Genomic DNA, 12,427 nt, shown 5'->3' on the forward strand with positions numbered 1-12,427 from the left:
TTGACGTGTCCCAAGGAGTCCGAGACCCTGCTCACCACCATGCATTGGGGGACATACGAAGTCGGTGCCGAGAACGGCAGGCTTGTCAGCGTCGAGCCATGGAGCGGCGATCCCGATCCATCGCCGATCGGCAGCTCCATGCTCGGCACCGTACAGGGAGACCTGCGCATTTCGCGCCCCGCCATCAGGCGCGGCTGGCTGGAGGGAAACAGGTCCGGCGCCAGCGGCAGGCGCGGCAGCGAACCCTTTGTCGAAGTCCCCTGGGAAACCGCGCTGGACGTCGTGGCGGCCGAACTGGACCGGGTTCGCGGCGAGCATGGGAATGCCGCGATTTATGCGGGGTCCTACGGATGGGCGAGCGCGGGGCGATTCCACCACGCCCAAAGCCAGGTCCACCGCTTCCTCAACACGATCGGCGGTTACACAAGCTCGGTGCTGAGCTACTCCTATGGCGCGGCCGAGATCATCCTGCCGCATGTGCTCGGCGGCACCGACGGCCTGACGGGCAATCATTCCACCTGGGACGGGATCGAGCGGCACAGCGAGCTCATCGTTGCCTTTGGCGGGCTGCCCTGGCGCAACGCGCAGATACAGGGCGGCGGTGCGGCACGCCACGAGGCCTCAACCGCCTTGCAAAGGGCCGTCGGCAACGGCGCCCGGCTCATCAATGTTTCACCCGTGCGCGACGACGCGCCGCGCGGCGTCGAGACCGAATGGCTGCCGCTTCGACCGAACAGCGACACCGCCCTGATGCTGGCTCTATGCCATGTCCTCATCAGCGAGGGCCGTCATGACGAGACATTTCTGGCGCGATATTGCACCGGCTTCGAGGTCGTGCGGGCCTATGTCCTGGGAGAAACCGACGGCCAGCCGAAGAACCCGGCATGGGCCGCCGCCCTGAGCGGCGTTGCCGAGGAGAGGATTGTCGCACTGGCCAGGGAAATGGCCGCCAAGCGCACGATGGTGATGGTCAGTTGGTCGCTGCAGCGCGCAGACCATGGCGAGCAGCCATATTGGGCGGCGATCACGCTTGCCGCGCTGCTCGGCCAGATCGGCTTGCCGGGCGGCGGGTTCGGCTTCGGTTATTCATCCACAAACGGCGCCGGACGACCGGAGATGGGATTTCGATGGCCATCCCTGCCGCAGGGCACGAACCGAGTGCCGGGCTTCATCCCTGTCGCGCGCGTGGCCGACATGCTGCTCGATCCGGGCGGCCCCTTCGAGTTCAACGGCGCCGCACTATCCTATCCCGACATCAGACTCGTCTACTGGGCCGGCGGCAATCCATTCCACCATCATCAGGATTTGAACCGCCTCGTCGAAGCGTGGCAGCGTCCGCGGACCATCATCGTCCACGAACCCTTCTGGACGGCGACGGCGCGCCATGCCGACATCGTGCTGCCGGTCACGACACCGCTGGAGCGAAACGATCTCGCCTTTTCGAACCGCGAAAACCTCGTGGTCGCCATGAAACAGGCGATCGATCCGGTGGAAGAGGCGCGCGACGACTATCGGATCTTTGCCGACCTGGCGGCACGGCTTGGCGTGCGCCAGGCCTTCACCGAAGGGCGCGATGCCGAAGAGTGGATCCGCCTGCTCTATGGCCAGGCCAGGGACAATGCGGGGGCCGCCGGGGTCGAGATGCCGCCATTCGAGCATTTCTGGCATGACGGCTACGCCGAGCTTGCCCGGCATGTCACCTCTCAGACATTGCTTGGCTCCTTCCGTGCCGATCCGGATCGGCACCGGCTGGCGACCCCGTCGGGCCGCATAGAGCTGTTTTCGCCGACGGTCGATTCTTTCGGCTATGACGACTGTCCGGGCCATGCCGTGTGGCGGGAACCGCGGGAGTGGCTGGGCGGCGATCTTGCCAAGCAGTTCCCGCTGCATCTTTTGTCACCGCAGCCAGCCGACAAACTCCACAGCCAGTACGATCACGGGTCGGTCAGCCGCGCGGGCAAGGTGTCGGGCCGCGCGCCGTTGTTGATAAATCCAGCGGATGCCACCGCACGCGCCATCCTGGACGGAGCGGTCGTCCTCGTTTTCAACGATCGCGGATCATGCCTCGCGGGCGCCGTGCTGACAGATGGCCTGATCCCCGGCGTCGTGCAGTTGCCCACCGGGGCATGGTTCGACCCCTCCGAGCCAGCACAATCGCACAGTCTGGAAAAGCATGGTAATCCGAATGTCCTGACACCCGACCGGGGTACGTCGCGCCTTGCCCAATCGCCAACCTGCAATTCGACGCTGGTCCAGGTGTCGCGATTTATGGGAGCTGTGCCGCCGGTGACAGCATTCGATCCGCCTGCCACAGTGAGTTTGCCCGACGTGTCCGGCATGCCCGGGCCGAACGGTCTTCATAAGGAGTCCTAGCCATGCTCTCCTTTCTCGTCCGGCGTGTTTTCCTGTCGTTCGTCACGCTGTTCCTGCTCTCGATCATGGTGTTTCTGGGCGGCCAGGTGCTGCCCGGAAATGTCGGGCGCGCCATATTGGGACCGTTTGCCGACCAGCGCGCCGTCGACACGCTCAATCATACGCTCGGCGTCGATCGTCCGCTGCTCACCCAATATGGCAGCTGGATCTGGAACTTCATCCAGGGCGACATGGGCACGTCCTATATTTTCCGCTCGCCGGTAGCGCCCTTCGTCATCGATGCGCTGGGCAATTCCATGAAGCTGGCGGCAGTCGCCTTCGTTCTGGTGGTGCCGATCGGCATTCTCGGCGGCGTCATCGCGGCGCTCAATCTCAACCGGCCGCTCGACCGCATCATCAGCCTCGGCGGCCTGTCGGTGACGGTACTGCCGGAATTCGTCACCGGCATCATCCTGATCCTGATTTTCGGGGTCTGGCTGCGCTGGTTGCCGATTTCCGCCGCATGGCCGCCCAATGCCGGCTTCTTCACCCAGCTCTACTACCTGATCCTGCCTTCGCTGCCGCTGTTCCTGGTGCTGTTCGGCTACATCGCCCGCATGGCGCGCTCAGGCATGATCGAGGCGCTGGATTCCGACTACACCAGAACCGCGGTGCTCAAGGGCCTGCCGTGGCGAACGGTGATCTGGCGGCATGTGCTGCGCAATGCACTGTTGCCGACCGTCACCGTCATTGCGACGCAGACCGGCTATCTCATCGGCGGCCTCGTCGTCATCGAAACGCTGTTTCGCTACCAAGGCATCGGCTCGCTGATCTTCACCGCCGCGCGCGGCAAGGACTTCCCGATCCTCGAAGCCGGCATCCTGACCATCGGCATCGTCTATGCGGTCGCCACTCTGGCCGCCGATTTTCTCTACTCCGTGCTCAATCCGCGGATACGGCTGGGGACAGACCAATGAGCACCATCGACAGCAGCATGCCGACGCCTGACGATACCAACCGGCGCGGCCCCATGGCCGAGGTTTTCTTTTCGCTGCTGCGCTCCGGCACGTTTCTCACCGGCCTCGGCATCGTGGTGTTCTGGGTCGCCTGCGCGCTGTTCGGCGAGCATTTCGCACCTTACGATCCGCTTGCCGACGACATCATCAACGCGCTGGCGCCGCCCTCGGGCGAGCACTGGTTCGGCACCGACCAGATTGGCCGCGACGTCTTCTCACGCGTCATCGTCGGCTCGCGCGACATCCTGACTGTCGCCCCATTGGCCACCTTGTTGGCCACCATCGCCGGCACCGCGCTCGGCCTGTTCACCGGCTATTTCCGCGGCATCGTCGACGACATCATCAGCCGCATCCTCGAAGCCTTCATGGCCATCCCGGTGGTCATCGTCGCGCTGCTCGCCATCGTCGCGCTCGGCACGTCCAAGACCACGGTCATTGTCGTGATTGGTTTGAGCTTTGCGCCGATCATCGCCCGCACCGTGCGCTCGGCGGTGCTGGCCGAACGCGAGCTCGACTATGTCGCTGCCGCGCAGCTGCGGCACGAAAGCGCGCTGCACACCATGTTCGTGGAGATCCTGCCCAACGTCATCCCGCCGATCCTGGTCGAAACGACGGTCCGCCTCGGCTATGCGATCTTCGCCGTCGCGACGCTCAGCTTTATGGGTTTCGGCATCCAGCCGCCCTCGCCCGACTGGGGGCTGTCGATCTCCAGCAATTACGGCATGATCGGCGGCGGCTTCTGGTGGACGGTGTTGTTCGACGCGCTCGCCATCGCCTCGCTGGTGATCGGCGTCAATCTGGTGACCGACGGCGTGCAAGGGGCGCTCAATGACTGAGAAGGCCGCCAACGCACTCGAACTCTCAGACCTCTCCGTCGCCTACCGCGTCGGCGGCCGCAACCGCGCGGTGCTGCGCAACCTCAGCCTGACCATCGGCCAAGGCGAAGCCTATGGGCTGGTCGGCGAATCCGGCTGCGGTAAATCCACGGTGGCGCTCACCGTCGTGCGCTATCTCCCGAGGAACGGTTCTATCACCGGCGGGGCGATCTCGCTCGACGGCCAGGACGTGATGAAGCTCGACGCCGAAGCGCTCAGGCGCGCCCGCGCGGAAAGCGTGTCGATGGTCTATCAGGACCCCGGCAAGGCGCTGAATCCGTCGATCCGCATCGGCCGCCAGTTGACCGAGATTTTCGAGCTTGGCGGCGTTACGGGACAGGCCGCCACCGACAAGGCAATCGCCATGCTGAACCGGGTGCGGATTTCCGATCCGGTCAGCGTCATGCAGCGCTATCCGCACCAGCTGTCGGGCGGCATGCAGCAGCGTGTGGCGATTGCCATGGCACTGGCCAACGACCCGACCATGCTGATCCTAGACGAGCCGACGACCGGCCTCGACGCGACGGTGGAAGCCGAAGTGCTCGATCTGATCGCACAGCTGCGCCAGGAACTGTCGGCCTCGATCCTGTTCATCAGCCACAACCTCGCCGTCGTCTCCAACATGTGCGACCGGGTCGGCGTTCTTTACGCCGGCATGCTGGTCGAGGAAGGACCGACGGAGGCCGTGTTCAACGATCCGCGCCATCCCTACACGGTGGCGCTGCTGCGCTGCCTGCCGCGCGGCGGCCAGCGCAAGGATCAGGGCCGCCTCGACACCATTCCGGGGTTCCTGCCCAGCCTAGGTGCCACGATCAAGGGCTGCGCCTTCGCCGATCGCTGCGCGCTGGCGACGGACCGCTGCCGTAGCGAATTGCCGCCGCTCTACGATCTTGGTGGTCGGCTGTCGCGCTGCCACTATCACGAACAGGCGCAGTCATTGCCACGCGCCACGCCAAGCGATGCGGTTGTCGCCGCGCCGAAGGCGGCAGCCGAAGCCGTATTGCGCGTCGAGGGGGTGAACAAGACCTTTGCCAGCCATGGCCATGCGCTGCGGGCGGTGAAGGATGTTTCGGTCAGCCTGAGGCCCGGCGAAACGCTCGGCCTGGTCGGCGAATCCGGTAGCGGCAAGACCACCTTCGCCAGGCTGCTGCTTGGCCTGGTGCCGCCGGACGAGGGCGGCAGGATCGAACTCGAGGGCAAGGCTCTGGCGCCGCGGCTGGACAGTCGCACCGCTGACCAGATCAAGGCGATGCAGATTGTCTTTCAGAACCCGGATTCGGCGCTCAACCGTTCGCATTCGATCCGCCATTTGATCAGCCGGGCGCTGAAGCGGCTGGCCGGCTTGAGCGGTGCGGCATTGCAGGCCCGCCTCGATGAGCTCGTCCGTTCGGTGCGGCTTACCGACCGGCATCTCGCCGTCAAGCCGCGCCAGCTCTCGGGCGGCCTGAAGCAGCGTGTCGCCATTGCTCGCGCCTTCGCCGGCGAGCCGCGCATCGTCGTCTGCGACGAACCGACCTCGGCGCTAGACGTGTCGGTGCAGGCGGCGATCCTCAATTTGCTCGCCGACCTGCAGTCGAAGGAAGACGTCAGCTACATCTTCATCTCGCATGATCTGGCGGTGGTGCGATATCTCTCCGACCAGATCGCCGTACTCTATCTCGGCCGCATCATGGAACTCGGGCCTTCCGAAAATGTCTTTGCCGGCCCGCATCACCCCTATACCGAAGCGCTGCTGTCGGCGGTGCCCAAGCTCGACCAGACGGAGACGTCGCGCATTCGCCTCGACGGCGAAATCCCCAGCGCCACCCACCCGCCATCGGGTTGCGTGTTCCACACACGCTGCCCGCGCAAGATTGGCGCGATCTGCGAACAACAGGAGCCGCCGCTGGCCGAGGCTGAGCCCGGCCATACGATCCGCTGCCACATTCCGTATGCGGAACTGGCGAGACTGCAGAAGCAGGTGGTGCAAGCGGAGCCGGCCTGACCGCGGTCCCTTCGCGGCTCAATCGGCCATCATGAAGGCACGGTCGCCTTCCGAAAGCGACAGGCCGTAGCGCTCTGTCGCGCCCCCTCTGTCCTGCCGGCATCAAAGGCTTTCCATCGCCGCGTAGAGTCCAACCCAGATTTGAATCCTGCCGCTACTGCCAAATTGTTGGTTGAAATATTGTTCATTTGGAAATAGGAATGTTCAAAATGATGATCTCGACGCTGCGGCGCGTCAGGAACTGGAGGAAGCGACATGTCCCATCCGCAATTTGCAGCGGAACTTTTGCAGCGCGCTGAAAAGCAGGGACCTATCACCATCGGTCTCGCCGGCGCCGGGCAGATGGGCACCGACATTGTCGTTCAGGTCGCATTGATGCCGGGCATGCGGATCGGTGCCATTTCCGAGGTCAGACCGCAAGCGGCGATCGATGCCGCCTTGCTCGCCGGCCACGACCGTTCCGACATCGTGCAGGCGGCCAATGCCTCAGCCATTGATCGCGCCATCGAGGCCGGCAAGATCGCGGTGACCGAAGACCTGCATGCGCTGGCGTCGGCCGGCCGCATCGACGTCATCATCGACGCCACCGGCAATCCCAACATCGGCACGCTGTTCGCGCTCGAAGTGATGAAGAACGGCAAGCATATCGTCATGCTCAATGTCGAGGCCGACATCACCATCGGCCGCTTCCTCAAGGAAGAGGCGCGCAAGGCCGGCGTCGTCTACACCGGGGCGGCCGGGGACGAGCCCGCCTGCACGCTGGAGATCATCGGCTTTGCCAAGAGCCTCGGCTTCAACATCATCGCCGCCGGCAAGGGCAAGAACAATCCGCTGAAGATCGACGCCATGCCGGCCGACTACGAGAAGGAAGCGGCCGAGCGCAACATGAATGCGCGCATGTTGGTCGAGTTCGTCGACGGCTCGAAGACGGCGATCGAGATGGTGGCGATCGCCAACGCCACCGGCCTGGTGCCCGACGTGCCCGGCATGCACGGCCCGACCGCGACGCTCGAGGAGTTGGCCAGCGTGCTGTGCCCGCGCGAGGATGGCGGCGTGCTGCACCGCAAGGGCGTGGTCGACTACTCCATCGGCAAGGGCGTCGCGCCCGGCGTGTTCTGCATCATCGAGACGAGGCATCCGCGCGTGCTGGAGCGTATGGTCGACCTCAAGGTCGGCAAAGGCCCTTATTTCACGATCTTCCGCCCCTATCATCTGACCAGCCTGGAAGTGCCGCTGTCGGCGGCGCGCGCCGTGGTCTACAAGCGCGCCGACATGGAGCCGCTCGACCATCCGGTCGCCGAGGCGGTGGCTGTGGCCAAGAGCAATCTTGGCCAGGGACAATCGCTCGGCATGATCGGCGAGAACGACTATCGTGGCTTGGCCATGACCTGGGAGGACGCGCGCGCCAAGGGCGCCCTGCCGCTCGGCCTCGCCGAACGCGCCAAGGTGGTCAAGCCGCTCAAGACCGGCGAATTCCTGACCTATGAAAATTGTGTACCCGACGATTCGATGGTGATAACCCAGATCCGCCGTCGTCTCGACCAGTCGGACGGACGGTTCGTGACCAACGCCGCCTGACACCGCCGGATCTCCGCCTGATGAACGATGTCGTAATCGGGATCGACGCCTCGACGACGGCCGTGAAGGCGATCGCTTTCACGCGCGACGGCGAAGAACTGTTCCAGGCGCGTGAGTCCTATCCGCTTTCCAATCCCAGGCCCGGCCATTTCGAGCAGGATGCCGAGCACTGGTGGACGGCGCTGCTCGGCGCGCTGAAGCAGGTTACCGAGGGGGTTGGCGCTGCGCGGGTGGCGGCCATCTCCATTGCCCACCAGCGCGAGACCTTCACGCTGATCGACCATGCCGGCAAGCCGCTCATTCCCGCCATCCTGTGGCTCGACGAACGCGCCCGCCCGCAGGTCGCCAGGCTGTCGGCCGAACTTGGCCGCGAGACGATCCGCGACTGGAGCGGCAAGCCGCCGGATCCGACGCCGGCGCTGTACGCCATCGCCTGGCTGGCCGAACACCAGCCGCAGGCACTCAGCAAGGCGGCGGCACTTGTCGACGTGCACGGCTTCCTCGTCCACCGGCTGACCGGACGGCTGGTTACCAGCACAGCAAGTGCCGACCCGCTCGGGTTTCTCGCCGTCGCGAATCGCACCTGGCATCCCAAGCTTGTCGCGGCCGCGGGGCTGCGGCCGGAGCAACTGCCGGACCTTATCGCGCCGGGCGCCGTCTGTGGCGGCCTTAATGAAAGCGTGGCCGGACTGACCGGGCTGAAGGCCGGTACGCCTGTTGTCGCCGGCGCCGGTGATGGCCAGGCGATGGGCCTCGGCATGGGCGTCCATGGCGAGGGCAAGACCTATCTTTCGCTTGGTTCCGGCGTCGTCAGCGGCTGCTATTCCGGCACCGTCACCACGTCGGATGCGTTTCGCACGCTGGTCTCACCGACCGGTTCGGGGTTCATGCTGGAAACCGTGCTGCGCTCTGGCATGCAATTGGTCGACTGGATCGTGCGCACCACCGGCTCGCCATCCGCAGCAGTGCTGGAGAAGGCGGCGGTGAACGTTGCCGCCGGCAGCGACGGGCTGCTGATCATGCCCTATTGGGCCGGCGTGATGAGTCCCTATTGGGATGGTGCGGCGCGCGGCGCCATTGTCGGCCTCTCGCTCGATCACCAACCCGCGCATCTGTTCCGCGCGACGTTGGAAGGCATCGCCTTCGAGCAAGCCATCGCCACCGAGGCGATGGAAGCGCAGACCGGTTGCAAGCCGACAGCGATGATCGCCGCCGGCGGCGGCACCAATTCGGCTTTGCTGATGGCGATCATGGCCAGTGTGCTCGAACGGCCGATCTCGGTTTCGCCGGTCAACGAAGCCGCCGCCCTTGGCGCCGCCATGCTGGCGGCTTGCGCGATCGGATGGTTTGCTTCGCCCGAGGCGGCGGCAGAGGCGATGACGGCGGCACCCACCAGGCATGTCGACCCTGTCGATGATCTCGTGCCCTTCTACCGCGCCCGCAAGGCAATCTACCGTGACCTCTATCAGGCGACGCGCGACATCCACGAACGGCTCGGCAACGCCCCGGCGTGAGCCCCGCTCGCCGCCGATATTGCGTGTTGTCCAGCCAATGCTAGAATCGCTGGCTCATGAAGACAGCGTTTCATCTTGCGGCCCTGCTTTGGATTGTTGCCCTCGCCGCAGTCCCGATGTCGGTGCTCGCGCAAGACAACCCGCTGGCCGACGCGCCGTTGCAGGTGTCGCTCGATATGGACCATGACGGACGGATGGATCGGGCCGTGGTGGTGGAGGATCCCGACAGCGGCGAAGCGGTGCTTACCATCTACCTGGGCGCTGGTGACGAAAAGCTCGATCCGTCGCGCAAGCCGACCTTCGTCAAGAAAGCCGTTACCGAGGGCCGGGTTCTCGAGCTCGCTGCCAAGGGCAAGGGCTCGCTGACCGTCACCTCCTGTTTCGGCTGTGGCGCCGGCAAATCATGGGAGGAGACGCTGACGATCGTCTATCGCAGCGGCAAATTTCTGGTCGCCGGCTTCAGCCGTTACTGGGACTGGAACGTCCAGAAGGCCGACGGCACCGTCGAAACCACGCTCGGCAGTTGCGACATCAACTACCTCACCGGCAAAGGCGTCGCCTCGCAGGATCTGAGCGACGGCAAGCCGATCGCAGGAAAGTTCACGCTGAAGTCTTTGGCAAACTGGTCGGCTGACAAGCGCCCCAAGCCCTGCGAATTTTGAAGCGCCTCTGCGGAAGACAACACTCAGCCGTTGAGCAGGCCCTTGGCCGCATCCTCGTCGGTGATCAGCACCGAAATCTTGTTGCTGGCGAGCGCTGCCCGCATGACGGCAACTTTTTCCTGGCCGCCTGAAACCAGGATGATGTTGGGAATCTCCGACAGATCCTGCAGCGGATAGGCACAGACCCGCCGATTGACCTCGTGGTCGACCGGGCGACCCTCGGCGTCGACAAAATGGCACAGAATGTCGCCAACGGCGCCGGCGGCCTGCAATTCCTCGAGTTCACTGGGCTTGATGAAGCCGTAGTTGGCGATCGGGCTCTCGTTGGAAAACGAGCCGACGCTGAGCACGGCTATGTTTGCCCGGCGCGCGCGAAAGACGACATCCTGAACGCTGCGCTGGCTCATGAAGGCGTCGCGCTGATCCGGCCTGTCGGCATAGACCGGCACCGGCAGCAGAAAACACTCGGCGCCGATCTTTTCGGCGAACTCCCAGGCGCTTTCGGTCGGGTTGAGCGGTTGGGCGTGGGTGAGGCCACCCAGCATCGACACCACCGTCGTCCTGGCGATCGGCCGCCGCGGCAGTTCCTTGATGGCGAATTTCAGCGTCCGCCCCCAGCCGAGTGCGATGACATCGCCGGCATTCACATTGTCGGCCAGATAGGTGGCGGCGGCGTGGCCGATCATCAGCGGCGCGTTGCTCCTGTCGGCAGCCGACGGCACCACGACGGCCTGGCTGAGCCCGAAACGCTGCTTCAGGCTCTCCTCCAGCACCACGCATTCGACGACGCTGTCACGGATGCGGAACTGGACGATACCCTCCTCGCGGGCGGCGGAAAGAATGCGATGCACCTTGATGCGACCGATGCCGAGGATTTCGGAAATGCGCTCCTGCGTCAGGCCCTCGACATAATAGTGCCACGCCGCCCGCGCCTTGAGCTCGGCGTCCGGGAAGCGCGAGGCCTTCTCGTTCTCCATCACCGCCATCTTTTTGTCCTCCCGCAGCCGTGCGTAGCGGCCCCATGCTTTTCAACCGGCATTTGCAAACGGAGCAACCGTCTGGGGTCCCTCGACCTAATCGCCGCGCGAAATGAAACCCGAAATAGTCAACATTTACTTTGTCTTGGCCGCCCGCCGCTGTTCAGCCGGCTAAAATGATCGAAAGAGAAAATCCGCACTTAAAACTCGACATTCCGCGCCCTTTCGTAAGCCAAACCGAACTGCAGCGCAAACCGGCGTCGAATGAAGCGGCAGGCCTTGACAATTTTCCGATGACCGGTTTAGCTGAACAAAATTGCATATCAAAGATAAATTGTTCACAGGGAGGTACCTGGTGAACAAGGCGGATGGCGAGGCATCGCCATTTTGCTGGGTGGAGGAGACGAATTGGCTGTGAGCAACGACACAAGCGAGTTGAAAGCCGGAACCGGTGCGCAGGCCCCGGCGGGCGCCAGGCTTTCTGCGCTGTTTGCCGGAACCATGGGACCGCTGATCGGCCTGCTTTTGCTTTGCCTGGCGCTGACGCTGACCACCGACACTTTCCTGACCATGCGCAACATCCTCAACGTGCTCGACCAGATCACCGTGCTCGGCATCATGGCGATCGGCATGACGCTGGTCATCCTGATCGGCGGCATCGACCTGTCGGTCGGCTCTGTGCTGGCGCTCGCCGCCATGGTGATGGGCTATGTCGCCCATCCCGACTATCTCAATCTCGGCCTTGCGGCGGGTGTCGTCGCGGCCCTTGTCGTCGCCGGCCTTTGCGGGCTGGTTTCCGGCATGCTGGTGACCATCACCAGGCTGCCGCCCTTCATCGCGACGCTGGCGATGATGTCGGTGGCGCGCGGCCTCGCCAACATGATCACCGACGGCTCGCAGATCGTCGGCTTTCCCGACTGGTTCACCAACCTGTCGATCATCCGTCATTTCGGCTTCCTGTCGGTCACGGTCGGGCTGATGATCGTGCTGGCGATCATCTTCGCCATCTTCCTCAACTACCGCGCCACCGGCCGCAGCCTCTACGCCATCGGCGGCAGCGCCGAGGTCGCCCGGCTTTCGGGCATACCGGTCAAGTCGCTGACCAACTGGGTCTACGTCGTCTGCGGCGTGCTGGCCGGGCTCGCCGGCATCGTGCTGGCGGCACGGCTCGATTCGGTCCAGCCAAGCTCCGGCCTCGGCTACGAGCTGGACACGATCGCCGCGGTGGTGATCGGCGGCGCCAGCCTGTCGGGCGGCGTCGGCTCGATCGGCGGCACCGTGGTCGGCGTCCTCATCATCGGCGTGCTGCGCAACGGCCTGAACCTGCTCGGCGTCTCGCCCTTCATCCAGCAAGTGGTGATCGGCGTGGTGATCGCGCTGGCGGTCGCCACCGACACATGGCGGCGAAGGTCGCAATGAAGGACGGGGCACAATGAAGAATGGGGCGCAATGAGATTCGCCCGATATTC

General features: G+C 64.5%; 9 protein-coding genes. 8 read left to right on the forward strand and 1 reads right to left on the reverse strand.

The window, feature by feature from the left end; all coding sequences use genetic code 11:
• The first annotated feature begins 39 nt into the window (after positions 1–39).
• From AC1DXN_RS02470 to AC1DXN_RS02500, 7 genes are all read left to right on the forward strand, one after another.
• Positions 40–2,373: a molybdopterin guanine dinucleotide-containing S/N-oxide reductase gene (locus AC1DXN_RS02470; RefSeq protein ID WP_477272411.1), complete on the forward strand. Its 2,334-nt coding sequence runs from the start codon at positions 40–42 to the stop codon at positions 2,371–2,373.
• A 2-nt stretch (positions 2,374–2,375) separates the two neighbouring features.
• Entirely contained in the window at positions 2,376–3,329 is a 954-nt protein-coding gene (locus AC1DXN_RS02475) for an ABC transporter permease (protein ID WP_477271691.1), read from the forward strand.
• Positions 3,330–3,346: 17 nt separating this feature from the next.
• Positions 3,347–4,204, forward strand: coding sequence for an ABC transporter permease (locus tag AC1DXN_RS02480; protein WP_477272409.1), 858 nt, complete (start codon positions 3,347–3,349; stop codon positions 4,202–4,204).
• Positions 4,197–6,227, forward strand: coding sequence for a dipeptide ABC transporter ATP-binding protein (locus AC1DXN_RS02485; RefSeq protein WP_477271689.1), 2,031 nt, complete (start codon positions 4,197–4,199; stop codon positions 6,225–6,227). Before AC1DXN_RS02480 ends, AC1DXN_RS02485 begins: the two co-directional genes overlap by 8 nt.
• A gap of 255 nt (positions 6,228–6,482) precedes the next feature.
• Positions 6,483–7,805 carry an NAD(P)H-dependent oxidoreductase gene (locus AC1DXN_RS02490; protein ID WP_477271687.1) on the forward strand — a complete coding sequence of 441 codons (1,323 nt, stop codon included), beginning with the start codon at positions 6,483–6,485 and terminating at the stop codon, positions 7,803–7,805.
• Positions 7,806–7,825: 20 nt separating this feature from the next.
• Complete coding sequence (locus tag AC1DXN_RS02495) at positions 7,826–9,319, forward strand: xylulokinase (RefSeq protein WP_477271685.1); 1,494 nt, start codon at positions 7,826–7,828, stop codon at positions 9,317–9,319.
• Positions 9,320–9,375: 56 nt separating this feature from the next.
• Positions 9,376–9,981 carry a hypothetical protein gene (locus AC1DXN_RS02500; RefSeq protein ID WP_477271683.1) on the forward strand — a complete coding sequence of 202 codons (606 nt, stop codon included), beginning with the start codon at positions 9,376–9,378 and terminating at the stop codon, positions 9,979–9,981.
• 23 nt (positions 9,982–10,004) lie between these two features.
• Here AC1DXN_RS02500 and AC1DXN_RS02505 read toward each other — a convergent pair whose 3' ends face one another.
• Positions 10,005–10,967 carry a sugar-binding transcriptional regulator gene (locus AC1DXN_RS02505; RefSeq protein ID WP_477271681.1) on the reverse strand — a complete coding sequence of 321 codons (963 nt, stop codon included), beginning with the start codon at positions 10,965–10,967 and terminating at the stop codon, positions 10,005–10,007.
• A gap of 426 nt (positions 10,968–11,393) precedes the next feature.
• Between AC1DXN_RS02505 and AC1DXN_RS02510 the strand changes: the two genes are divergently transcribed.
• Positions 11,394–12,377 (forward strand): ABC transporter permease, encoded by a 984-nt coding sequence (locus AC1DXN_RS02510; RefSeq protein WP_477272407.1) that lies wholly within the window; start codon positions 11,394–11,396, stop codon positions 12,375–12,377.
• Positions 12,378–12,427 lie beyond the last annotated feature (50 nt).

Source organism: Mesorhizobium sp. P2_H9 (genome assembly GCF_056403215.1).